General features: G+C 64.4%; 20 protein-coding genes. 10 read left to right on the top strand and 10 right to left on the bottom strand.

Annotated features, from left to right (window positions below; all coding sequences use genetic code 11):
* Window positions 1-22: 22 nt before the first annotated feature.
* The 6 genes from WH303_RS05740 to WH303_RS05715 all read right to left on the bottom strand — a co-directional run bounded on the left by WH303_RS05740 (window position 23) and on the right by WH303_RS05715 (window position 5,497).
* Window positions 23-235 carry a DUF2970 domain-containing protein gene (locus WH303_RS05740; RefSeq protein ID WP_021026277.1) on the bottom strand — a complete coding sequence of 71 codons (213 nt, stop codon included), beginning with the start codon at window positions 233-235 and terminating at the stop codon, window positions 23-25.
* Window positions 235-861, bottom strand: coding sequence for a cytochrome c oxidase assembly protein (locus tag WH303_RS05735; protein ID WP_027010764.1), 627 nt, complete (start codon window positions 859-861; stop codon window positions 235-237). Before WH303_RS05735 ends, WH303_RS05740 begins: the two co-directional genes overlap by 1 nt.
* Window positions 862-879: 18 nt before the next feature.
* Window positions 880-987: a cytochrome oxidase small assembly protein gene (locus tag WH303_RS05730; protein ID WP_021026279.1), complete on the bottom strand. Its 108-nt coding sequence runs from the start codon at window positions 985-987 to the stop codon at window positions 880-882.
* The gene (gene ctaD / locus WH303_RS05725) at window positions 984-2,630 is read right to left on the bottom strand and encodes a cytochrome c oxidase subunit I (RefSeq protein WP_021026280.1); all 1,647 of its coding nucleotides are present in this window, start codon (window positions 2,628-2,630) and stop codon (window positions 984-986) included. The genes WH303_RS05730 and ctaD overlap by 4 nt, the downstream gene beginning before the upstream one ends.
* Window positions 2,631-2,669: 39 nt before the next feature.
* Window positions 2,670-4,292, bottom strand: coding sequence for a cytochrome c oxidase subunit II (gene coxB, locus WH303_RS05720; RefSeq protein WP_339517350.1), 1,623 nt, complete (start codon window positions 4,290-4,292; stop codon window positions 2,670-2,672).
* A 296-nt stretch (window positions 4,293-4,588) separates the two neighbouring features.
* The gene (locus tag WH303_RS05715) at window positions 4,589-5,497 is read right to left on the bottom strand and encodes a biotin synthase (RefSeq protein ID WP_339517349.1); all 909 of its coding nucleotides are present in this window, start codon (window positions 5,495-5,497) and stop codon (window positions 4,589-4,591) included.
* Between the two features lie 50 nt (window positions 5,498-5,547).
* Here WH303_RS05715 and WH303_RS05710 point away from each other — a divergent pair, with 50 nt between their 5' ends.
* Both WH303_RS05710 and trmL read left to right on the top strand, forming a co-directional pair.
* Window positions 5,548-6,315 carry a ComF family protein gene (locus WH303_RS05710; protein WP_339517348.1) on the top strand — a complete coding sequence of 256 codons (768 nt, stop codon included), beginning with the start codon at window positions 5,548-5,550 and terminating at the stop codon, window positions 6,313-6,315.
* Window positions 6,316-6,379: 64 nt separating this feature from the next.
* Window positions 6,380-6,865 (top strand): tRNA (uridine(34)/cytosine(34)/5-carboxymethylaminomethyluridine(34)-2'-O)-methyltransferase TrmL, encoded by a 486-nt coding sequence (gene trmL / locus WH303_RS05705; RefSeq protein ID WP_339517347.1) that lies wholly within the window; start codon window positions 6,380-6,382, stop codon window positions 6,863-6,865.
* A gap of 42 nt (window positions 6,866-6,907) precedes the next feature.
* Here trmL and WH303_RS05700 read toward each other — a convergent pair whose 3' ends face one another.
* On the bottom strand, window positions 6,908-7,546 hold the full coding sequence (locus WH303_RS05700; RefSeq protein ID WP_339517346.1) for a LysE family transporter: 639 nt from the start codon (window positions 7,544-7,546) through the stop codon (window positions 6,908-6,910).
* A gap of 246 nt (window positions 7,547-7,792) precedes the next feature.
* Here WH303_RS05700 and kefC point away from each other — a divergent pair, with 246 nt between their 5' ends.
* Together kefC and WH303_RS05690 are read left to right on the top strand one after the other, a co-directional pair.
* A complete protein-coding gene (gene kefC / locus WH303_RS05695) occupies window positions 7,793-9,667 on the top strand; it encodes a glutathione-regulated potassium-efflux system protein KefC (protein WP_021025341.1) in 1,875 nt (624 codons plus the stop codon).
* A 74-nt stretch (window positions 9,668-9,741) separates the two neighbouring features.
* Entirely contained in the window at window positions 9,742-10,176 is a 435-nt protein-coding gene (locus WH303_RS05690; protein WP_021025342.1) for a DUF1841 family protein, read from the top strand.
* Window positions 10,177-10,196: 20 nt separating this feature from the next.
* Here the strand turns inward: WH303_RS05690 and WH303_RS05685 are convergent, their stop codons facing one another.
* Window positions 10,197-10,877, bottom strand: a complete 681-nt coding sequence (locus WH303_RS05685) for a c-type cytochrome (protein WP_021025343.1) — start codon at window positions 10,875-10,877, stop codon at window positions 10,197-10,199.
* A 103-nt stretch (window positions 10,878-10,980) separates the two neighbouring features.
* Here WH303_RS05685 and WH303_RS05680 point away from each other — a divergent pair, with 103 nt between their 5' ends.
* Genes WH303_RS05680 through WH303_RS05670 form a run of 3 tightly spaced genes read left to right on the top strand, consistent with a single transcriptional unit; the run spans window position 10,981 to window position 12,673 of the window.
* Window positions 10,981-11,835, top strand: coding sequence for an AAA family ATPase (locus tag WH303_RS05680; RefSeq protein WP_021025344.1), 855 nt, complete (start codon window positions 10,981-10,983; stop codon window positions 11,833-11,835).
* A gap of 7 nt (window positions 11,836-11,842) precedes the next feature.
* A complete protein-coding gene (locus WH303_RS05675; protein ID WP_021025345.1) occupies window positions 11,843-12,070 on the top strand; it encodes a hypothetical protein in 228 nt (75 codons plus the stop codon).
* 9 nt (window positions 12,071-12,079) lie between these two features.
* Entirely contained in the window at window positions 12,080-12,673 is a 594-nt protein-coding gene (locus tag WH303_RS05670) for a GNAT family N-acetyltransferase (protein ID WP_339517345.1), read from the top strand.
* A gap of 19 nt (window positions 12,674-12,692) precedes the next feature.
* Here WH303_RS05670 and WH303_RS05665 read toward each other — a convergent pair whose 3' ends face one another.
* Entirely contained in the window at window positions 12,693-13,286 is a 594-nt protein-coding gene (locus WH303_RS05665) for a hypothetical protein (RefSeq protein ID WP_339517344.1), read from the bottom strand.
* 73 nt (window positions 13,287-13,359) lie between these two features.
* Between WH303_RS05665 and WH303_RS05660 the strand changes: the two genes are divergently transcribed.
* Genes WH303_RS05660 through WH303_RS05650 form a run of 3 tightly spaced genes read left to right on the top strand, consistent with a single transcriptional unit; the run spans window position 13,360 to window position 20,837 of the window.
* Window positions 13,360-14,547, top strand: a complete 1,188-nt coding sequence (locus WH303_RS05660; protein ID WP_021025348.1) for a vWA domain-containing protein — start codon at window positions 13,360-13,362, stop codon at window positions 14,545-14,547.
* 2 nt (window positions 14,548-14,549) lie between these two features.
* Window positions 14,550-16,436: an autotransporter assembly complex protein TamA gene (locus tag WH303_RS05655; protein WP_339517343.1), complete on the top strand. Its 1,887-nt coding sequence runs from the start codon at window positions 14,550-14,552 to the stop codon at window positions 16,434-16,436.
* A 3-nt stretch (window positions 16,437-16,439) separates the two neighbouring features.
* Window positions 16,440-20,837, top strand: coding sequence for a translocation/assembly module TamB domain-containing protein (locus tag WH303_RS05650; RefSeq protein ID WP_339517342.1), 4,398 nt, complete (start codon window positions 16,440-16,442; stop codon window positions 20,835-20,837).
* Between the two features lie 129 nt (window positions 20,838-20,966).
* On the opposite strand, the gene WH303_RS05645 is transcribed toward WH303_RS05650, so the two are convergent.
* Window positions 20,967-21,668 carry an MOSC domain-containing protein gene (locus tag WH303_RS05645; RefSeq protein WP_339517341.1) on the bottom strand — a complete coding sequence of 234 codons (702 nt, stop codon included), beginning with the start codon at window positions 21,666-21,668 and terminating at the stop codon, window positions 20,967-20,969.
* Between the last annotated feature and the right edge of the window lie 512 nt (window positions 21,669-22,180).

Here is a 22,180-nt window from a genome sequence, read left to right as displayed (position 1 = left end):
TTCCGCGATGCCAATACTGGCATCAAACCAACCATTGCACCAGGGCCATCAACCCCAGCACAAACAGGAAGATCGCCACCAAACCCACGGCAATCACCTGCAGTGGCGTGATCTGCACGCCATCCTCTTGCCATTCCGACCCCTTGCGCACCCCCAAAAAAGACCAAGCCACAGCCTTGACCGTGCGCCAGAGATTGCCCTTGCGCGGCGGTTGCGGGCCGGGCGCGCTGGCCATCAGGATGCCCCTGCCTGCACCCCGGCGCCCTGCACCGCAGGCGCCAGCACCGCCGTCGACGCAGGTGCCGCCGGGATGCGGCCACCGACCTCAAAGAAGGTGTAGGACAAGGTGATCGTCGTCACATCCTTGGACAGCTTGGGGTCGATCACAAAGGCCACTGGCCATTCCTTGCGCTCACCGGGCTCCAGGGTGTACTGGTTGAAGCAAAAGCATTCGAGCTTGTTGAAATAGGGCGCGGCCTGCTTGGGCGCATAGCTGGGAATCGCCTGGGCCGACATGCGGTGGTCCTGCTCGTTGCGGAACTCGTACATCACCGTGCTCAGCGCGCCGGGGTGTACCTGCATCGTGCGCACCGCCGGTTTGAAGCTCCAGGGCCCACGCGCATTCGCGTCGAACTCGACGATGATGGTGCGGCTTTCGTCGACCTGGCTGTTGAGCTTGACGTTCTTGCCGGCCGTGCCGTTGCCCGGCACATCGCGCTCGGTCAGCGCCAGGATGTTGATGCCCGTGACCTCGCAGATGCGCTTGTACAGCGGGATCAGCGCGTAGCCAAAGGCAAACATGCCAAAGGCAACCACGGCCAGCTTGCCCACCATCTTCGCGTTGTCTGCATGTCTGCTCACCTGCTGCTCCCTGTGCTGCTAGAGCACCGTCATTTTTACGAGAAATCCGATGAAGAAGGCCAGCGCGATCGACGCCAGAATCCATGCCAGTCGCCGGTTGGCCTTGCGCTGCGCGGGGGTGATCATCCAATCACCTTGGTTGCAGTAGCGTCCAGCTTGGGCGGGGTCTCAAAGGTATGGAAAGGCGCGGGCGATGGCACCTCCCACTCCAGACCTTCGGCCCCTTCCCAGGGCTTTTGCGGCGCCTTCTCGCCACGGTGGCGCATGCCAGGCCAGACCACAAAGGCAAAGAAGTAGACCTGCATCAGACCAAAGCCGAAGGCACCGATCGAGGCAATCATGTTGAAGTCGGCAAACTGCATCGGGTAGTCGGCATAGCGGCGTGGCATGCCGGCCAGGCCCAGAAAGTGCATCGGGAAGAAGGTGATGTTGAAGAAGATCAGCGAGCCCCAGAAATGGATGCGGCCGCGCGACTCGGCATACATCACGCCCGTCCACTTGGGCGCCCAGTAGTAGTAGCCGGCAAACATCGAAAACAGCGAACCGGCAACCAGCACATAGTGGAAGTGCGCCACCACGTAGTAGGTGTCCTGCAGCTGGATATCGATGGGCGCCATCGACAGGATCAGGCCCGTGAAGCCGCCCATCGTGAACACGAAAATAAAGCCCACCGAGAACAGCATCGGCGTCTCGAAGGTCATCGAGCCGCGCCACATCGTCGCCACCCAATTAAAGATCTTCACTGCCGTCGGCACCGAGATCAGCATGGTTGCGTACATGAAGAACAGCTGGCCGGTCACCGGCATGCCGGTGGTGAACATGTGGTGCGCCCAGACAATGAAGGACAGGATCGCAATCGCCGCCACCGCATAGACCATCGAGGCATAGCCAAACAGCTTCTTGCGGCTGAAGGCCGGCACGATCTGGCTGATGATGCCAAAGGCCGGCAAGATCATGATGTAGACCTCGGGGTGGCCGAAGAACCAGAAGATATGCTGGTACATCACCGGATCACCACCGCCAGCGGGGTTGAAGAAGCTGGTGCCAAAGTGGCGGTCGGTCAGGGTCATCGTGATCGCGCCGGCCAGCACCGGCATCACGGCGATCAGCAGGTAGGCGGTGATCAGCCAGGTCCAGGCGAACATCGGCATCTTCATCAAGGTCATGCCCGGTGCGCGCATGTTCAGGATGGTGACGATGATGTTGATCGAGCCCATGATGGAAGAGGCACCCATCACATGCATCGCAAAGATGCTGGTGTCCATCGACGGACCCATTTGCAGGGTCAATGGTGCGTACAAGGTCCAGCCGGCAGCCGGTGCGCCGCCAGGCATGAAGAACGAGCCCACCAGCATCAGGCCGGCCGGGATCATCAGCCAGAAGCTGAAGTTGTTCATGCGCGCAAAGGCCATGTCGCTGGCGCCAATCTGCAGCGGCAGCATCCAGTTCGCAAAGCCGACAAAGGCCGGCATGATCGCGCCAAACACCATGATCAGCCCGTGCATCGTCGTCAGCTGGTTGAACAGCTCGGGGTTGACCAGCTGCAGCCCGGGCTGGAACAGCTCGGCCCGGATCAGCAGCGCCAGCACGCCGCCCACCATCAGCATGGTGAACGAGAACAGCAGGTAGAGCGTGCCGATGTCCTTGTGGTTGGTGGCAAACACCCAGCGCCGCCAGCCCGTGGGCGCACCATGGTGGTGGTCGTCATGGGCATGGTCGGCCTGGCCGTGGTCGCTATGGCTGGGGTCTGTGGGGAGAACAGCGCTCATAAATCTTGACTCCGATGGCTCTTCTAGGGCTTGCACGCCTTAGGGTGCAGCAACAATATCGACACGGCGCGCCTGGCTGTCAGCGCCCTCACCTGCGGTAATGGTCTGCGGCTTGCGCATCTCGATACGCGCCTCTGCCACGCCTTGCGCTACCAGCAGCTCGGCCACGGCCTGGGCGCGCTTCTTGGCCAGCTCGGCATTCTGGTCGGCATGGCCGGTGCCATCGACAAACCCGGACAACGCCACCTTGCTGCTTTGGCCGGCCAGCGTGGCGGCGGCTTTTTTCACCGCCTCCTGGGCCTGGCCGTCCAGCTCGCTCTTGCCGCTGGCAAACAGCACCTGGCCGATGGGTGCTTCTGCAGTTGCAGCAGCAGGTGCAGCGGGGGCAGGACTTGCAGGGGTGGCTGCCGCAGCGGCGCCGGCATCAGAAGCCGCAGCTGCCGCAGCGGGGGCTGCTGCCGGCGCAGCCGCTGCCGAACCTCCACCTTCCGGGAATTTGCCGGTGCGTGCCGCGACAAACTGGGCGGGCTGCACCATGGTGCCGGTCTTGTTGCTCCAGTGGTTCTTGGTAAAGGTGACGACCGCTGCCAGGTCGGTATCGCTCAGCTGCTTCCAGGACGGCATGGCGCCATTGGCGCGGCCCTCGAGCACCGTGTGCATCATGTCGGCCGTGGGGCCCAGTACCACCGGGCTGCCATCGAGCGCCTTGATGGGGCCAGCCCCCTTGCCGTTGGCCTGGTGGCAAGCGGCACAGTTGGCGGCATAGACCTTCTCGCCCCGGGCCACCAGTGCGGCCAGCTCCCAGACCTTGTTGGGGTCATCGGCCTGCGCGGCGAGCAACTTCTTTTGCTCGGCCACCCATGCGGAGTAATCGCTGGCCGACAGCACCTTCACATGGATGGGCATGTAGGCATGCTCCTTGCCGCAGAGCTCGGCGCACTGGCCGTAGTAGTCGCCGGTTTTCTCGGCGCGGAACCAGGTGTCGCGCACAAAACCGGGGATCGCATCCTGCTTGATACCAAAGGCCGGCACCATGAAGGAGTGGATCACATCGGCGGCGGTGGTGATGATGCGCACCTTCTTGTCGACAGGCACAACCAAGGGCTTGTCGACGCGCAGCAGGTAGTCATTGGGCGCCTTGGAGACATCACCGCTGTTGGACATCGCGCGCTGGCCGCTATCCAGCGTAGAGATAAAGTTCAGGCCCTCGCCTTCGCCGGTCAGGTAGTCGTAGCCCCATTTCCACTGGTAGCCGGTCACCTTCACGGTCAGGTCGGCATTGGTGGTGTCCTTTTGCGCGACCAGCACCTTGGTCGCCGGCAAGGCCATCAGGATCACGATGATGAAGGGCAGCACCGTCCAGGTGACCTCGACCGTGACCGATTCGTGGAAGGTGGCGGGCACCGCCCCCTTGGATTTGCGGTGCTTCCAGATGGAATAGAACATCACCGCGAACACACCGACAAAGATGATGGTGCAGATCCAGAGCATCATCCAGTGCAGCGTGTGCTGCTCCTGGGCAATTCGGGTGACGGGAGGCGCCAGGTTCATCTGCCCAACGGCCGGGCCGCCGGGAAGACTTTGCACCGCATGTGCTGCAGAGGTGAGGCCAGATGCCACCAGCAGCAGCCAAGAAGCCAGCTTATGAGAATCACTTTTCATAGTTGTCACTTACTTCTCATCTTCTCATCGTTATGTAGGGCAGGCTGGCGTGTCGGTGGGGAAGACATCCAGCCGCGTGGTGCAGACACCGCCGGGTGCATCTCCGCTTGCACCCATGCCACTTGGTCATTACAGCGAGCATGGCCGCAACCGCGCAAGATTGCAACCCATGCAATCCCGGGATCATAGGAGATTGACAACAGCAGCTGTCCACCACTGGACAGCGCGCGATTATGGTAGGGCCTATGAAGGCCCCGCCGACCGCCTGCGCATCGCACAGCAGCGGCATCGCCCCCTCAGGCGCCGCCTGGGCGCCCCTGGCGCAGCATCTGCTGCATATCCTGCACGCTGATGCTGCTCTCGCCCTGCACCTTCATGCGTGGCGTGGGCTTGAACGCATGGCCGTAGATGATCTCGAACGAGACCACCAGGCGCCCCTGCTCCTGGGCATCGGCCAGCTTGGCCGTCAGCAAGGCATCAAGCTGGTCACGCCACTGGCGGCCACGCAGGCCGCCAAAGCGGGCCGGGTGCAGGTTGCGGCCCAGCTCGCGCAGCTCGGCACGCAATTGCGCGGCGCCTGAGTACGACAGGGTGATGCGCTCCATGTCCATCACCGGCTCGGCAAAGCCGGCCTGCACCAGCATGTCGCCCCAGTCGTGCATGTCGGTGAACTCATGGCTGGCAGCGGGCCAGCCCTGGCTGGCATAGGCCGCACGCAGCTCTTTGAGCGTATCGGGCCCGAAACAGGAAAACATCACAAAACCGTTGACCGCCAGGCTCTGGTGCCAGGTCTGCAGCAGCTGCTGGGGGTTGGGATGCTGGTGCAGCGCCATATTGGCCCAGAGCATCTGCACACTTGCGGGCGCAGGCAGGCCCCAGTGCAGCTTGGCCTGGCGCCAGCGGCTCAGCGCCCACCAGGGCTTGTCCAGCTGGCTGCGCAGCAGCGCGGCATGGGCCGGGCGGCTTTCCACGATATGGATATCGGCCGCCGGGTAGCGCTCGGCCACCTGCCGGTGCGCCTCCAGCCCGCCGTATACGGGCTCCCAGCTGCACCAGGCCTCTGGTTTTTGCACGATCCACTGCAGCCGGTCCTGCATGCGACGGCCCACCTCTTCGTGCAGCCAGGGGCTGTGCGCAGGCGCGCGCCGCTGCCAGGCATGGGCGGCGTTGGGGTCGATCGACGGAGGTGCGGTAAATTCAGCCATGGGGGAACACCTGCGCTTTGGCGCGCAGATTATTGATTGGTATTAAAGCGATGACAGCAGCCACACCCGAGAAACACCGGCCCAGCCTGTGGCAGCGTGCGGCCCATGTGCTGGGCCACTGGCCCAGCCAGTGCCTGGTCTGCCGCAGCTGGCCCAGTGACTGGATCTGCACGGCCTGCGCCAGCGTCTGCTGGCAGCCGGGCCTGCGCCGCTGCAGCCGCTGCGCGCTGCCCTTGCCGGCCAGCACCGAGGTCTGCGCCGGCTGCCTGCGCGAAGCGCCGCTGTTGCAGCGCTGCCATGCCGCCGTGGACTATAGCCCGCCTTGGGATGGCATGGTGCTGCGGCTCAAATTTCACCAGCAGCTGGCATGGGCAAACCGCATGGCCCAGCTGCTGCTGCGCACCCCGGGGGTACTGGCCAGCCTGCAGCAGGCCAGCGTCATCCTGCCCGTGCCGCTGTCTGCCGCCCGCATGCGCGAGCGCGGCTACAACCAGGCACTGCTGCTGGCCAAGGCACTGCACCGGCAGGCGCCCAGCGGTCTGGCGCTGGCCACAGTGCAGCCGCGCTACCTGCAGCGGCTGGTGGACACACCCGCCCAGGCCGGCCTGGGGCGCGCGGCCCGGCTGCGCAACCTGCGCCATGCCTTTGCGCTGCGTCCGGGCCTGCAGGCGCAGGATCTGGGTGAGTACCCACTGCTGGTCGATGATGTGATGACCACCGGCGCCACCTTGGGCGCGGTGGCGCAGCTGCTGCAGGCGCAAGGCGCGCCAGCGGTGCAGGCACTGGTGTTTGCCAGAACGCCCGCGCCCGGCCAATAGCGCAGCGGTCCACCCTTGTTTGGCGGGGCCGCTACACTGGCGCCCTTGTTTTTGCGCATTTGCCATGTTCAACGTCGTCCTGGTCGAACCCGAAATCCCTCCCAACACCGGTAATGTGATCCGCCTGTGTGCCAATACCGGCAGCCGCTTGCACCTGATCGAGCCGCTGGGCTTTTCGATGGAAGACCGCTTGATGCGCCGCGCCGGCCTGGACTACCACGAGTACGCCGCCACCCAGCGCCATGCCCATTGGGACGCCTTTATCGAGCGCATGCAGCCTGCCGCCGACCGCATGTTTGCAATGACCACCCATGGCAGCAGCCCGGCGTTTGATGTGCGCTTTCAGCCCGGCGACTGGCTGGTGTTTGGCTGTGAGACCCGAGGTTTACCGATCGCCGTGCGCGAGAGCTTTCCCACGAGCCAGCGGGTGCGCCTGCCGATGGTGGCGGGCCAGCGCAGCCTGAACCTGTCCAATGCGGTGGCGGTGACGGTGTTCGAGGCCTGGCGCCAGAATGGCTTTGCGATGCCGGACGGCAGGCCAGCGAAGTAAGGACTTAGCTGCCCCGCAAACTCAGCGGGGCATGCCTTAGACTCAAGCCGCGCTTTGCGAGCGCTTGACAAAAAACAGGCCCATGCCCACCAGCATCAGCAGGCCGCCAAACACCTTGTTCTGGATGCGCATGGCGCGGCTGTCGCGCAGCAGGCGGCGCAGCACGCTGGCGCTGCCGGCGTAGCCATGCATCACCACGGTGTCGACGGCCAAGGTCGTGGCAGCCAGAATCAGCAGCTGCAGCCACAGCGGGCGCTCGGAGGTCATGAACTGGGGCAGCACCGCCACCATGAAGATGATGCCCTTGGGGTTGGTGGCATTGGTCAAAAAGCCGCTCAGCGCCCGCTTTTGCCAGCTGCCGCTGGCGGGCTGCTCAGCCTGGGTGTCCATGATGCCGCCCTTGGCGCGCCATTGTGCGAAGCCGATATAGATCAGGTAGCAGGCGCCGACGATCTTGACGACGTTGAAAGCGGTCTCCGAGGCGATCAGCAGCGAGCCCACGCCGGCGCCGGCAATCAGCAGGATCAGCAGCAGGCCCAATTGCAGGCCCAGGATGGTGGCGCTGGTCTTGCGCACTCCGTTGGAGAGCCCGTGGCTCATTGACAACACGGCGCCCGATCCGGGAGATACGGCAATGATGCAAGCCGCAACGAGATACGCCATCCAAGTATGCAAATCCATGGTTCATCCTGGGGCAGCGGAGCCGTCCGCCACCAACGCAGCCCCTGTGGGGCAAAGCGGCGATTATCGCGCGGCCCGGCCAGGCACCTGGGCGCTCGGCCATTGTTGCAAATTTATTTTTTTGATAGCTAAGGCGGCAATACCCACAAGCGCCAACCGCAAAACATTGCAATAAATTACCGTGACCCGGCAAATAAAAGTAATCTGTGCAGCGCAACGACAAAACACCGATAACAAAACGCAAGCATGGAACACGCTCCCGCCTGGCTTACCTATACCTTTCTCTACCTGGCCGCGGCCGTCATCGCGGTACCGATCTCCCGCGCGCTGGGCCTGGGCACCATCATCGGCTACCTGGTTGCGGGCATCATCATCGGCCCCAGCGGCCTGCAGCTGGTCAGCAATGTGCAGGACATCCTGCATTTCTCCGAATTCGGCGTTGTGCTGATGCTGTTCCTGATCGGGCTGGAGCTGCAGCCCAGCCGCTTGTGGAGCATGCGCCGGCCCATTTTTGGCGTGGGCACCGCCCAGGTGCTGCTGTGCACTGCCGGGCTGTTTGCCGCGGGCCTCGCCTTTGGCTATGACTGGCATCTGGCGCTGATTGCCGCGCTGGGCCTGGCGCTGTCATCGACCGCGATCGCGCTGCAAAGCATTGCCGAGCGCAATTTGATGTCCACCACCAGCGGCAAGACCAGCTTTGCGATATTGCTGTTCCAGGACGTCGCCGCCATCCCGATCCTGGCGCTGATCCCGCTGCTGGCCGTGGGCCACCAGGCCGCGCAGAACGATGGCAATGTGCTGATGGAAATCGGCAAGACGCTGGCCATCATCGTGGCCGTCATTCTGGTGGGCCGCTACCTGCTGCGCCCAGTGCTGCGCTGGATTGCCCAAAGCGAATCGCGCGAGATATCGACCGCCACCGCCTTGTTGCTGGTCGTGGGCATTGCGTTCCTGATGCTGCAGATTGGCCTGTCGATGGCGCTGGGCGCCTTTCTCGCCGGCGTGCTGCTGGCCGACAGCGAGTTCCGCGCCGAGCTCGAGACCGATATCGAACCCTTCAAGGGACTGCTGCTGGGCCTGTTCTTCATCGCGGTGGGCATGAGCATCGATTTCGCGGTCATCGTGCAGGCGCCGCTGGCCATGCTGGTGCTGGTGCTGCTGTTCTTGCTGATCAAGTGCGTGGTCATCTATGGCCTGGCCCAGCTGCTGCGCATGCCGGTGCAAGAGCGCCCGCTGTTTACCCTGCTGCTGGCCCAGGGCGGGGAGTTTGCCTTTGTGGTGTTCAGCGCCGCCCAGGCGCAGCGCATCTTGACGCCCCAGCAGTCGTCCCTGCTGATCGGTTCGGTCGCCATCTCGATGGTGGCCACGCCGCTGATCGTGGCGGCGATGGACCGCTGGCTGATGCCGCGCTTTGCCAACCTTGCCAAGGGGGGCGATACACCACCCGAGCTGAGCGAGCAGCAGGAAGCCACCGTGCTGATCGCCGGCTTTGGCCGCTATGGCCAGATCGTCACCCGCGTGCTGCTGAGCCAGGGCATCAAGGCCGTCATCCTGGACCACAGCGTGGAGATGCTGGAAGTGGCACAGAACTTTGGCTACCGCGTCTTTTATGGCGATGCCACGCGCCAGGACCTGCTGCGCATTGCTGGCGCCGAGAAGGCCGAGGTCATGGTGATTGCGGTCGATGACGAGCTGCAGACCAACCAGATCGTGCGCCTGGTGCAGCAGCATTTTCCGCACCTCAAGATCGTCGCCCGGGCCAAGGATGTGGCGCACTGGTATGCGCTGCGTGACATGGGCGTGCACCATGTGGACCGCGAGGTGTTTGACTCCAGCCTGCAGACGGCCGAGAAGGCTTTGGAGCTGATGGGCTACAGCGCCGAAGACGCCCAGTATGTGGTAACCGTGTTCCGCGCGCACAACATTGAGCTGTCCGACAAGATGTACGAACACCACCATGACCGCGAAACCATGCTGGCCGTTGCCAAGCAGGGCCGCGAGCAGCTGGTCGAGCAAATGGCGCGCGAGCGGCAGGAGCGCCAAGAGCAGGTGCAGGAAGCCAAGGACGCGCCAAGCAGCCCCTACCCACCGCCGCCCGAAGACCCGCACAGCCAGATCTGAGCTCTCGCGCCGCACAAAACCGGCTTAACCACAACCCAGCGTAGCTGCCAGGTGCATGCTACGCTGTGCGCCCTATGTTCAACCCCTCCCAAGCCGATGTCCGGCGTTTTTTCTGCGCCGCCTATGCCAAGCACCAGGCGGGCCAGCCCATGGAAGCCATCGAGACCCTGGCCAGCCTATGGATCGATGAGCACCCGGAATACCGTGAAGACCTGAGCGACGTCGATGCGGCCATCGCCCGCAACTACGACCTGACGCCGGAAAAGACCAACCCCTTCCTGCACCTGTCTATGCACCTGTCGATCAGCGAGCAGTGCAGCATTGACCAGCCGCGCGGCATTCGCCAGGCGGTGGAGCTGCTGGCCAAGCGCCTGGGCTCACTGCACGACGCCCACCATGTGGCCATGGAATGCCTGGGCACGATGCTGTGGGAGAGCCAGCGCTCAGGCCGCCCGCCCGATGGCAATGCCTATGTGGCCGCTGTGCAGCGCCAAGCCACCAAAGACTGAGCGCCTAGTCGCCAACCGCTTTAATTAGCTGCCTGCTTGCTGCGAAAGCGCGACTCGGGCACGATCTGCAGCGGGCCATCCAGGCTGCCAATGTAGTTGGCCAGCGCCTTCATCTCGGCATGGGTCAGCTGCTTGGCCATGCCCACCATGATCGGGTGGTTGCGGCCGATGCGGGCGTTTTTCTCGATGGTGTAGGACTTGAGCGCCGCGTAGAGGTAGTCGGGATGCTGACCACCCAGCTTGGCGTACGAAGGATCGAGCGGCTTGGAGAAGTTGTCGCCATGGCAGCTGACGCAGGTGCCTTTTTTCAGCAGCTCGGCCACTTCGGCGCTGGGTACCTTGGACGGTTTGTCTGCCAGCTGGGTCTCGCCCACCGTGTGCTGCGCGTAGTAGGCAGCCAGATCGGCAATATCTTGCTCGCTCAGCGAATCGGCAATGGCACGCATCGTCGGGTGTTTGCGGTCGCCCTTCTTGTAGGCATGCAGGGCCGCGTCGATGTATTTTTCGCTCTGGCCCGAAATCTTGGGCACCTGGTAGACCTCGGGGAAGCTGGCCTTGTAGCCCACAATGCCGTGGCAGCCGATGCACATCGCCACCTTGCCCTCAGCCGCCTTGGCATTGCCCTTGATCTCCTGCGCGCAGACTGCGCCGGTCGCTGACGCGACAAGCAAGGCAAATATCGTGGTCCATCTTTTATTCATTGTGCGCACAATCGTGTGGTTCAGGCCGCCGCAGTGATGCGGAGATCTGGGTTTATAGTCAACGCTGTACTGGCCCCGTCATCACGATTCTGCATCCACTTCCATGAAATTCCAAGGCACACAGAACTACGTCGCGACCAATGACCTCATGCTGGCGGTCAATGCGGCAATTACCCTTCAAAGACCGCTTCTCGTCAAGGGGGAACCAGGGACAGGGAAAACCATGCTGGCGGAGGAGGTTGCACAGGCGCTAGGCATGCCGCTGCTGCAGTGGCATATCAAGTCCACCACCAAGGCCCAGCAGGGTTTGTATGAGTACGATGCGGTCAGTCGTCTGCGTGACAGCCAGCTCGCCGACCCCGAGAGCGCAGCCCGCGTCAAGGACATCAACAACTACATCCTCAAGGGCGTGCTCTGGCAGGCCTTCACGGCCGACGCGCCGGTGGCGCTGCTGATCGACGAGATCGACAAGGCGGATATCGAATTCCCCAATGACCTCTTGCGCGAAATCGATCGCATGGAGTTCTACTGCTACGAGACGCGCCAGATGATCCGCGCCAAGCACCGCCCGCTGGTGGTCATCACCTCGAACAACGAAAAGGAACTCCCGGACGCCTTCCTGCGCCGCTGCTTTTTCCACTACATCAAGTTCCCCGATGCCGAGACCATGCAGCAGATTGTGGCCGTGCACTTTCCTGCACTCAAGCAGGAGCTGCTGTCGGCGGCGATGAAGGTGTTCTTCGACATCCGCAACCTGCCGGGCCTGAAGAAAAAGCCCTCCACCAGCGAGCTGATCGACTGGCTCAAACTGCTGGTGGCCGAGGACATTCCGCCCGAAGTGCTGCAGACGGCCGACCAGAAAATCGCCATTCCGCCGCTGGTGGGCGCGTTGCTGAAGAACGAGCAGGATGTGAGCCTGTTTGAAAAGCTGGTGTTCATGAACCAGCGCAACCGCTAAAAACGCCATGGCCACCCCACAGCAACTGCTGATCGAAGGGCTGAGCGACGCGGCCGGTTTTCTCGCCGGCGCGCTGCTGGGCTGGGGCATTGGCGCGCTGCTGGGCTGGCAGCTGTTCTCCGAAGGCTATGGCGCCAGCAGCATCGCCGCCATTGCGCTGGTGGGCCTGGGCGGCGGCGCCGGCTTGCAACTGGCCCGGCGCTGGCGCATCCGCCGCAACAACCACACTGAATAGGACGAGGCAATGGCCTTTGTAGAACCCACCGAACTGCGCGCCCGTGGCGTGCTGCTGACCCCGCTGACCTTGGCGCATGAGGCAGGCCTGCGCGCCGCCGCGCAAGACGGTGAGCTGTGGACCATCCGCGTCACCTCGGTGCCCGAGCCCGAGAACACCCGCGCCTACATCGAGCAAGCCCTGGCGATGCGCGAAGCGGGCAGCCGCATGCCCTTTGCGGTCGTAGACGAGGCCAGCGGCCAGCTGCTGGGTACCAGCAGCTACCACGACATCGTGCCAGCGCTCAAACGCGTGGAGATTGGCTATACCTGGTACGCCCGCAGCGTGCAGCGCAGCCATGTCAACACCACCTGCAAGCTGCTGCTGCTGACCCATGCCTTTGAGACGTTGGGCGCAGCCGTCGTGGGCTGGCGCACCGACAACTACAACTTTGCCAGCCAGCGCGCGATTGAGCGCCTGGGCGCCAAGAAGGACGGCGTCATCCGCCACCATGCACCGCGCCGCGATGGCACCGTGCGCGACACCGTGCTCTACAGCATGCTCGCCGGTGAATGGCCCGAGGCCAAGGCGCAGCTGCTGTACCTGCTGAACCAGCCGCGCTGACATTAAAGAGACGGCTGATTTAAGCCGTCTGCAGGTTCAGCACGCCCAGGTACTGCTCGGGCAGAATCTGGCGCAGATGGGTTTTGACATTGTCGGCATAGCCGGTGTTGGTCATCTGCTCGAGGAAAGTGACCATGTCCACCAGACCCAGGAGCAGCTCGGTCTCGTCACTGGCCTGCTGCACCCGCACGGCCAGTGCCATCGCATCGGCACTGCGCTGCATCTGCAAAATCCCCACCGCATACATCTTGCAGCCCGCCAGCGAACGTTTGCTGCCCTGGCTGGCACGCGTTTGCTCGACATAGACGGGGGCCGCAGGCGGTCTGGGAGCGGCCTGCACCGGCGGCGCAGGCGCTGCAACCGGTGGCGGTAGCGGTGGGGCCGGAGGAGGCGGTGGTGGTGGCGGCGGCGGAGCAGGCGGCTGTTGCATCGCCAGATAACCGGCCGTGACCAGGGCATCGAGCACGCTGCCAGCGCTGTCCCCGACCCAACGCGCGATCTCTTGACGCGAGCGGTTGCCATCGCACAAGATCAGAATCTGGCGCTCCTGCACGGACAGGCTGCCGCGGTCACGCAACGCCTGGCGTGCCTTGTCCGTTTTGATCATCACCATGACAGCTTGCCTTTTGAGTACCCGTTAGACTGGAGAGGCTAGCGCCAAACTGTTACGGATTGTTTACAAGACCATGTTGATAGACTTTTTCTACACCTTGCGCGCGGCCAAGTTGCCAGTGTCGGTCAAGGAGCTGCTCACCCTGCTCGAAGCACTGGACAAGGGCCTGGCCGGGCCCCGCTCCGAAGACGCCTGGAGCCTGGACGATTTCTATTTTCTGGCCAGGCTCTGCCTCGTCAAGGATGAAAAGCTGTTCGACAAGTTCGACCAGGCCTTTGGCGCCTACTTCAAGGGCATGGAGATGCTCACCGACTGGAAGAAGGAGCTGCCCGAGGACTGGCTCAAGCAGGTGCTGGAAAAAGAGCTGAGCGCCGAGCAAAAGGCCGCCATCGAGGCGATGGGCTGGGACGAGCTGATGGAGACGCTCAAAAAACGCCTGGAAGAGCAAAAAGGCCGGCACGAAGGCGGCAACAAATGGATTGGCACCAACGGCACCAGCCCCTTTGGCCATGGCGGCTATAACCCGGCAGGTGTGCGCATTGGCGGCCCGGGCAAGAGCCGCAGCGCCGTCAAGGTCTGGGAGCAGCGCGCCTACCGCGACTACGACGACACCCAGGAGCTGGGCACCCGCAATATCAAGGTGGCGCTGCGCCGCCTGCGCCGCTTTGCCCGGGAAGGCAATGAGCTGGAGCTGGACCTGCCAGACACCATCCGCGCGACTGCGGCCAATGCCGGCTACCTTGATATCAAGATGGTGCCCGAGCGCCATAACCATGTGAAGGTACTGCTGCTGATGGATGTGGGCGGCACCATGGACGACCATATTCAACGCGTCGAGGAATTATTCAGCGCCGTCAAAAGCGAGTTCAAGCACCTCGAGTTTTATTATTTCCACAATTGCGTCTACGACTATATGTGGAAGAACAATAAACGCCGCTACGCTGAGAAATTCCCCACCTGGGACATCATCAGAAAATATAACAAAGATTACAAACTCATCTTTGTGGGCGATGCCACAATGAGTCCATACGAAGTCCTACAAGCAGGAGGCTCTGTTGAGTACAACAATGAGGAACCTGGGGCCGAGTGGCTTAAGCGATTGACCCACGCCTTTCCCAAACACGCCTGGATCAATCCGGAGCCCCAAGGCGTGTGGCAATACCGCCAAAGCATCAGCCTGATACAACAACTCGTAGGCGACCGTATGTTTCCCCTGTCACTCAAAGGGCTGGAGGACACCATGCGCTTGCTGTCAAAGTGACCATGCGACACCGTCTGACAACGCCGGTTCTGCCGGCGTTTTTTATTCTTACTGCTGCCCTGCTGGCAGGCTGCAGCAGCACCCCCAAGGCCGACGACGCGGACGACACCGCGACGCATGCCAGCAGCGAGCCCGCGTTTGATATCACTGTCAAGGCACCCAAGAAAGTGCGCGAGTACCTGGAGCAGTATGTCGAGCTCAAGCGCTACCGCAACTTTCCCGGCCTGCAGATGAGCGAGATGACGCGCCTGCTGGGCGGCGCCGATGAGAATGTGCGCGAGCTGATGGGCACCCTGGGCTACTTCAGCCCCGAAATCAAGATCGACGCCTACGACACCGGCGCTGCCCCTGCCGACAGTGGCATATCGGCAGAAAACAGCCAGACAAGGCCGCAGCTGGTCATCGAGGTCGAGCCCGGCCCGCAGACCAAGGTGACCGAGGTGGCGCTGGACTACAGCGGTGAGGTCACCGAGGAGAAGAACTTTGCCGCGCGCCGCGCGCGCTTCGAGCGCAACTGGGATCTGCAGCCCGGCGAGGGCTTTACCCAAAAGGAATGGAGCAGCGCCAAGTCCGAGGGCCTGCGCAGCCTGCAGCGCAACCGCTACCCCACCGCCAAGATCAGCAACAGCCAGGCCAATATCGATGGCGATAGCAACGAAGCCAAGCTCTCGGTGGGCTATGACAGCGGCCCGCTCTACAAGTTTGGCCCGCTGCGCATCGAAGGCGCCGAGCGCTATGACGCCCAAGGCATTGCCCGCATTGCACGGCTGCCCAGCGGCCAGAACTACAGCGAGGCCGACATGCTCGATGCCCAGACCCGGCTGGCAGGCAGCGGCTACTACGACTCGGTGTTTTTGACGCTGGACACCGACACCGCCAACCCCAAGGAAGCAGCGGTAATCGCCCAGGTGCGCGAGGCCAAGATGCAAAAGGTGGTGTTCGGTATCGGTATGTCCACCGACACTGGGCCGCGCCTGAGCCTGGACCACACGCACAACAAGATGCCCTGGCTGGGTTGGCGCGCGGTGAGCAAGTTCTCGTTCGAGCGCGACAAGAAGCTGCTGTCCACCGAATGGACCGACCTGCCCAAGGAGAGCGGCTGGGCCTACTTTGGTGCGGGCGAGGTCAAGCGCGAGCTCAACGGCGACTTCACCGTCAACTCCATGCAGCTGCGCGGCGGCCACAAAAAGAGCAGCGACCATATCGACCGCAGCGCCTTCTTGCAGTACGACTTCTCGTCGGTGCAGGGCCAGGAGAAGATCCCATCGAGCAGCGCCTTGAGTGTGAACTACGGCTGGACGGGCCGCTATTTCAACAACAACACCGACCCCACGCGCGGCTACGGCATTGCCGCCGAGCTGGGCGCGGGCTACACCATCACGCCGGACCGCGACCCCTTTGTACGCAGCCTGCTGCGCTGGCAAGGCTTTGTGCCGGCAGGCAAGGTCACCGCGCCCAACGGCAGCTCGCGCAGCGCCCGCATAGCGCTGCGTGCCGAGGGCGGTGCCATCCTCGCCAAGGACTCGGCCGTGATCCCCGCCACCCAGCTGTTCATCACCGGTGGTGACACCACCGTGCGCGGCTACGGCTACAAAAAGATCGGCACCCGCGTGGCCGATGACCAGGTCTATGGCGGCCGCTACATGTATGTGGGCAGTGTCGAGTACCAGCGTCCCCTGGTGCGCAATGGCGAGATCAGCGCCTGGGAATCGGCCGTGTTTGCCGATGTGGGCTCGGTCGCAGACAAGGCCGGCGATCTGTCGCCCTACTGGGGCATTGGCACGGGCCTGCGCTGGCGCAGCCCCGTGGGCGCGCTGCAGGCCGATGTGGCCTATGGCTTGAAAGACGAACGTTTCCGCTTGCACCTGCGTCTGGGATACAGCTTCTAAAACATGGCAGATACACACGCAACCGCACCCACCGCCAGCGCAGCGCAACCAGCGGCGTCGCCGCCCAGCGGCCCTTCTTCCCCCAAAAAACGTAGCGGCCTGCGGCGCGCCGTGCGCGCGCTGCTGTGGCTGTTTGCCGCCCTGATCCTGCTGCTGGCGGCCTTGCTGGGCGGCGCCTGGTGGTGGAGCGGGCAGAACGATTCGCTCGCCCGAACCATCACCCTGGCCCAGCGCTTTTTGCCGGCCGACATGCAGCTGCAAGCACAGGACGTGCAAGGCAGCCTGCGCGGCGGCGGCAGCATTGGCCAGCTGCGGTGGAGCAACCCGTCGATCAGCGTACAGGTGGACCAGGCCACCATTGGCTGGAGCCTGGACAAGATCTGGGACCGCGAGCTGCGCCTGGCGCCCATCCATATCGCCAAGCTCAGCATCACGCCGTCGGGCATCGACCAACCCAAGGAACCCAGCCAGCCTCTGGAGCAGCTGCCCCTGCCGCTGCGCGTGCTGGAGGTGCCCTTCGCGGTGGACGAAATCGTCTGGGCCGCGCCGCAGCCCATCACCGTCACGCAACTGCAGGGCCACTACCTTTATGCCGCTGACAAGCACCAGCTGCAGATCGACAAGGTCGAGGCCTTCAACAGCCGCCTGCAGCTCAAAGCCGATGTGGATGCACTGGCGCCCATGCAGATCGCTGCCGATCTGAAAGCCCAGCTGGACCAGCCCGCCACCGACACCCTGCCCGCCATCCTGGCCGATGCCGGTGTGCAGGTGACCGGTACCTTGTCCGGCCTGGATGCCGCCTTGCGCGTGCAGGCCCAGGTCAAGCCGCAGTTTGAGGCAGCGGCCCCCAAGCCCACGGCGGCCGATGCACCGGCACCCACCGCCGCCCGCAAAAAGACGGCCGCCAAGGCGCCATCGGCGCAAGAGAAAGCCGCCAAGGCCCAGGCCGCCCGCTCCGCCCAGGCGTTGGCGGGCGCAGCGCCGATGCAGGCCGATGTCGATGCCACCGTCTACCCTTGGCGCCCCTGGCCGCTGGGCCCCGCGCAGGCCCAGCTGCAAAGCGTCAACTTGGCTGCCTTTTTGCCCAGTCTGCCCACCACCTTGCTCAATGGCCAGTTGGCAGTGACGGAGGCGGCCGCTGATCTGCTGAGCAGCACCCATGCCGCCCATCCAGCGCCCGCAGTGGTGGATGCGCCGGTGGACCCCATGGCCACCAGCAGCGCAGCACCAGCAGATTCCGACACCTCGCCGACCAAACCCGCAGCACCCCCTGCGCTGCTGCCGGTGCCACTCGATATCCAGATCGATATCAGCAACGCCCTGCCCGGCCCCATCAACCACCAGCTTCTGCCGGTGAGCGCCGTGCAGACCCATGCGCTGTTTGATGGCCAGCGGGTGGACGTGCTCGAAGGCAGCGAAGTCCAGCTGGGCAGCGGCAGCCTGAGCGCCCAAGGCCACTACCGCCTGGCCGACCACCATGCCGGTATCCAGGCGGCATTGCGCGCGGTCAACCCCGCACTGGTCGATACCCGCATCGACAGTGCACCACTGTCGGGCAGCCTTTCGGCCCAGTCGCAAAACGACGCCATTGTGTTTGACGCCAACATCACGTCCGAGCGCCGCACACCGGCCAAGGCCACCGCAGCGAGCACCAGCTTGCCGATCGACCGCGTGATCGCCAAGGGCCAGTGGAAAGCGCCCGCGCTGCAGCTGCAGAGCGCGCAGATCGATGCGCTGGGCGCCCACATCAGCGCCAAGCAGCTGACCGCCAACATCGACCAGCGCAGCGGCGCGGGCGAGCTGTCGGTGCAGGCGCCCGGTGCCAACCTGGACGCCAAGGCGCAGGCCGCGCCCCAGCAAGGCCAGGGCACCATCGCACTGCGCCTGAGCAGCGCCGAGCAACTGCTGCAATGGCTGCGCAAGCTGCCGGGCATGGCCCAGGCACTGCCCGAAGGCATGCTGGCCCAGGGCAGCCTCGACGCCAAGCTGCGCTTTAGCGGTGGCTATGGCGATGCACTGCGCCAGCTGCAGCAAGCGGGGCTGCTGGCCCAGCTGCCTGCGGGCATTCCTTCCGGTGGCCAGCCTTTTGCGCTGGATGCCAACATCAGCACCCCACAGCTGAGCCTGCGCACCAGCGCCGATGCTGCGGACCTGTGGCAGCTGCGCGATACCGAGCTGGCCCTGGTTGGCAACCTCAAAAAAGTGCAGCTCGATCTGCGTGCCCAAGCCCAGCACGGCGAGCAGCAGATGGCTGCCCAGGTCAGCCTGGCCGCCAACAGCACGGCGGCCAAACAGTGGAGCGGCGCCTTGAGCAAGCTGCAAGCGCGCGCCACGCTGCCGCCCAACAAGGCGCCGTGGCAGCTGCAGCTGCAGCAGCCGCTGGACTTCAAACTGCAGCTGCCTGCCGGCAACCAACCGCTGCGCGCCAGCACCGGCGCCAGCCAGTTGCAGCTGACCGGGCCCGAGCCCGGCACGGTCACCCTGCAATGGAACCCCCTGCAGTTCAGCCAAGGGGCCGACCAGGCCGTGCAGCTGCAAAGCACCGGCAGCCTGCAAGGCCTGCCCCTGCGCTGGATCCGTGCTTTCCAAAAGCCCGCCCCCAGCCAGGCGCAAAAGCACAGCCCGCTCGATTCGGACCTGGTGGTCCAGGGCCGCTGGGATGTCAACACGCAAAACGGCCTCAACGCCAAGGTCGAAGTCGAGCGCGCCAGCGGCGATCTGCAACTGCACACCCAGGGCAGCGCGCCTACCAACGTCACCTTCCACTCCAGCGGCAAGGAAGGCGCCGTGTCCAAGGCCTTCTCGGCCGAAGGCCAGACGATCATCGCCCGCATCCGCACCGCCAAGGTCGAGCTGACCGTGCAGGACCGCCAGCTGCGCAGCCGCGTGCAATGGGATTCGGTCAACGCAGGCCAGCTCACGGCCGATGTGCAAACGGCGCTGCAGTACGAAGGCAAGAACTACCTGGGCGCCACCGTGGCCCCCGATGCACCGCTGTCCGGCAACGTGCAGGCCCAAATGCCTGACCTGGGCATCTGGGCCAGCTTTGCCCCACCGGGCTGGCGCGTGGCCGGCAGCCTGGCAGCCAATGTGCAGCTGGCAGGCAACCTGCAAGACCCGCGCTGGAGCGGCAGCATCACCGCCGACAAGATGCGTATCCAGTCGCAACTGGATGGCGTGGACCTGCGCAACGGCAGCCTGCGCGCCCAGCTCAACGGCAATACGCTGGAGCTGCAAAGCCTGCACTTTGACGGCGGCGAAGGCAGCCGTGCGCGCATTGCCGGCTACAGCGGCAACCTGACGGCCGCGCCCACCAGCGGCGGCACGCTCGACGCCACCGGCACCATCAGCTGGACCATGCCGCAAAACGGCGCCGCGCCCGATATCCGCATGGACATCCGCACCCAGGCCAAGGCCTTGCAGGTGCTGGTGCGCGCCGACCGCCAGGTCAGCGTCTCCGGCCAGGTGCGCAGCCAGCTGCAGCAAGGCCAGATGAGCATTACCGGCGACCTGACCGTGGACCGCGCCAGCATCATGCTGGCCGATGAATCCTCACCCACGCTGGGCAGCGATGTGGTGGTCAGCACCAAGGCCAGCCGCGCAGCGGCTGCCGAAAAAGCCAAGCAAGAAGCGGCCAAGGCTGCGCAGGCCAAGCTCGGCGCTCCGGCTGGCCGGGTCGAGCCCGCCAAGCCGCTGATCCTGAACGTCAAGCTCGACATGGGCCGTGACTTTGCGCTGCAAGGCTATGGCATCACCACGCGCCTGACTGGCACGCTCAATGTGCAAAGCAGCGGCGGCGCCGGCATTGGCATGCCGCGCATCACCGGCGTCATCAGCACCGAAGAAGGCCGCTACCGCGCCTGGGGCCAGGTGCTGAATGTGGAAACCGGCCTGATCCGCTTCAACGGCCCCTACAACAACCCCTCGCTCGATATTCTGGCGCTGCGCCCCAATATCGCCGTCAAGGCTGGCGTGCAGGTCAGCGGCTCGGCGCAGGCGCCACGCGTGAGCCTGTACTCCAACCCCGAGATGCCTGATGCAGAAAAAATCTCCTGGGTGGTGATGGGGCGCGACCCTGCTGGCGGCGGCGCCAGCAGCGCGCTGATGCAGCAAGCGGCGCTGGCCTTGCTCAGCGGCGGCTCGGGCGAGAGCGTGACCGGCAATATCGCCAAGAGCCTGGGCCTGGACGAAATCGGCTTTGGCGGCACCGACCGCGATTCGGCCAGCCTGTCCGTCGGCAAGCGCCTGTCGCAAGACCTGTACGTGACCTACGAAGCGGGCCTGGCCGGCACCTTGGGCGCCCTCTACATCTTCTACGACTTCACGCGCAACCTGCAGCTGCGCGGCTCAGCCGGTACGACCAGCGCGCTGGACCTGATCTATACCTTGCGCTATGACTGATGGAGCCGCTGAGCGCCTGCCATGCGCCATGTGACCTATGACAGGCCCCCGCAGTTGCAAAACGGCGGGGGCCTGTTTGCCAGGGGCTCGGCAGACGTTGGGCTCAGCGTTGCGCTGGCAGCATAGGCATCAATCCGTGCCCATGCCGAAGAATCCAGCACCGGACCACGGCGCAGCGCCCGGCGCATCGCGCTGGCCCCTCACTCTGGCGGCCATGCGCTCTGGGAGCTGGGACAGTACCTTGGGGAAAGCGCGGCAGTAGGCCGTTTGCACACCCGCCATCTCAGCGAGCTGGCGATAGCTGATCCAGGCACCCTCCGGAACCGCGCAGGCCACCTGTTGAACCCTCTCCTGCCACTGGTCGCTGAACGCTGGCCCCTTGGCACGGCTCAGCGATACCTCGGCACCACGGCGAATGGTGCCGCCTCTCAACACGCGGGCGAGCATGCCCCTGTCTCGGCCGATCGAAGCGAGGGTGCCCGGGCACCTGCGCTCCAGCAACCGGCAAGGTTCACAGAGAAAGCTGATCGCGACGACAACCTCGCTGCCCATGCGCAACAGATCACCGGAGGCCAACCCGCTGGTGGAGAAATCCACCCGCATATTCTCTCGGAGCGAGCCTTCCGCCAAGCCCCAGCGCTGGTAGGCATCAGTGCCGGCGACGAGCAGCTGCCGGGGGGATAACGAGGAAGCATGCCGGTCGCCAGCCAGCCCATAGCCGCCCAGCGCCTGGACTTCGGCCACGGAACGGGGTTCTGGCTCCTGGACCACCCTGACGTAGAGCGCCTGCAAGGAGCCCAGGGGTTGCCAGCTGTCTTGGAGGTCGGCCAAGGAGGGGAGTGGGATGGGATGAACGGGGAACATGCGCTGCCATTTTGCGCTTCCCAACGCTGGTGTTGGGTTTTCCCCCGAACTGACCGCTGATGCTTTGAAGGCCCATGAACATGCCTCTACCCCTCCCCCCGCTGCGCAAGCACAAAAGGGGCGCGGGGGGAAGAAGAAAACCCAGGTGGACGAAAAGCCCAAGCTCAGCGCTGCCGCTGCGCAGGCCGCGATTGCCGAGGCTATGCAAGCCGCCGAGTCGCAAAACCCCGCTGACGCGGCCCAGATCCGGGATGCTGGCCAGGAAGACATACCAGGCGCGGCCGCAGCCGCGCAGGATGACGAGGCGCAGGATGACGAGGCGCAGGATGACGAGGCGCAGGATGACGAGGCGGGGGCGGGGGGGGGGACCCCCCCCCCCCCCCCCCCCCCCCCCCGGGGGGGGGGGGGGGGGGGCCCCCCCCCGCCCCCCCCCCCCCCCCCCCCCCCCCCCCCCCCCGCCCCCCCCCCCCCCCCCCCCC

This window comes from Comamonas sp. MYb69, from assembly GCF_037479315.1.
GTDB lineage: Bacteria > Pseudomonadota > Gammaproteobacteria > Burkholderiales > Burkholderiaceae_C > Comamonas.
The sequence above is the reverse complement of the archived record's forward strand: the minus strand, read 5'-3'. Positions and strand labels throughout refer to the sequence as shown.

Excerpts from the sequence above, each read along its gene's own strand:
- WH303_RS05740 (WP_021026277.1), bottom strand. The coding sequence starts at position 235 with ATGGCCAGCGCGCCCGGCCCGCAACCGCCGCGCAAGGGCAATCTCTGG.
- WH303_RS05730 (WP_021026279.1), bottom strand. The coding sequence starts at position 987 with ATGATCACCCCCGCGCAGCGCAAGGCCAACCGGCGACTGGCATGGATT.
- ctaD (WP_021026280.1), bottom strand. The coding sequence starts at position 2,630 with ATGAGCGCTGTTCTCCCCACAGACCCCAGCCATAGCGACCACGGCCAG.
- coxB (WP_339517350.1), bottom strand. The coding sequence starts at position 4,292 with ATGAAAAGTGATTCTCATAAGCTGGCTTCTTGGCTGCTGCTGGTGGCA.
- WH303_RS05715 (WP_339517349.1), bottom strand. The coding sequence starts at position 5,497 with ATGGCTGAATTTACCGCACCTCCGTCGATCGACCCCAACGCCGCCCAT.
- WH303_RS05710 (WP_339517348.1), top strand. The coding sequence starts at position 5,548 with ATGACAGCAGCCACACCCGAGAAACACCGGCCCAGCCTGTGGCAGCGT.
- trmL (WP_339517347.1), top strand. The coding sequence starts at position 6,380 with ATGTTCAACGTCGTCCTGGTCGAACCCGAAATCCCTCCCAACACCGGT.
- WH303_RS05700 (WP_339517346.1), bottom strand. The coding sequence starts at position 7,546 with ATGGATTTGCATACTTGGATGGCGTATCTCGTTGCGGCTTGCATCATT.
- kefC (WP_021025341.1), top strand. The coding sequence starts at position 7,793 with ATGGAACACGCTCCCGCCTGGCTTACCTATACCTTTCTCTACCTGGCC.
- WH303_RS05690 (WP_021025342.1), top strand. The coding sequence starts at position 9,742 with ATGTTCAACCCCTCCCAAGCCGATGTCCGGCGTTTTTTCTGCGCCGCC.
- WH303_RS05685 (WP_021025343.1), bottom strand. The coding sequence starts at position 10,877 with ATGAATAAAAGATGGACCACGATATTTGCCTTGCTTGTCGCGTCAGCG.
- WH303_RS05680 (WP_021025344.1), top strand. The coding sequence starts at position 10,981 with ATGAAATTCCAAGGCACACAGAACTACGTCGCGACCAATGACCTCATG.
- WH303_RS05675 (WP_021025345.1), top strand. The coding sequence starts at position 11,843 with ATGGCCACCCCACAGCAACTGCTGATCGAAGGGCTGAGCGACGCGGCC.
- WH303_RS05670 (WP_339517345.1), top strand. The coding sequence starts at position 12,080 with ATGGCCTTTGTAGAACCCACCGAACTGCGCGCCCGTGGCGTGCTGCTG.
- WH303_RS05665 (WP_339517344.1), bottom strand. The coding sequence starts at position 13,286 with ATGGTGATGATCAAAACGGACAAGGCACGCCAGGCGTTGCGTGACCGC.
- WH303_RS05660 (WP_021025348.1), top strand. The coding sequence starts at position 13,360 with ATGTTGATAGACTTTTTCTACACCTTGCGCGCGGCCAAGTTGCCAGTG.
- WH303_RS05655 (WP_339517343.1), top strand. The coding sequence starts at position 14,550 with ATGCGACACCGTCTGACAACGCCGGTTCTGCCGGCGTTTTTTATTCTT.
- WH303_RS05650 (WP_339517342.1), top strand. The coding sequence starts at position 16,440 with ATGGCAGATACACACGCAACCGCACCCACCGCCAGCGCAGCGCAACCA.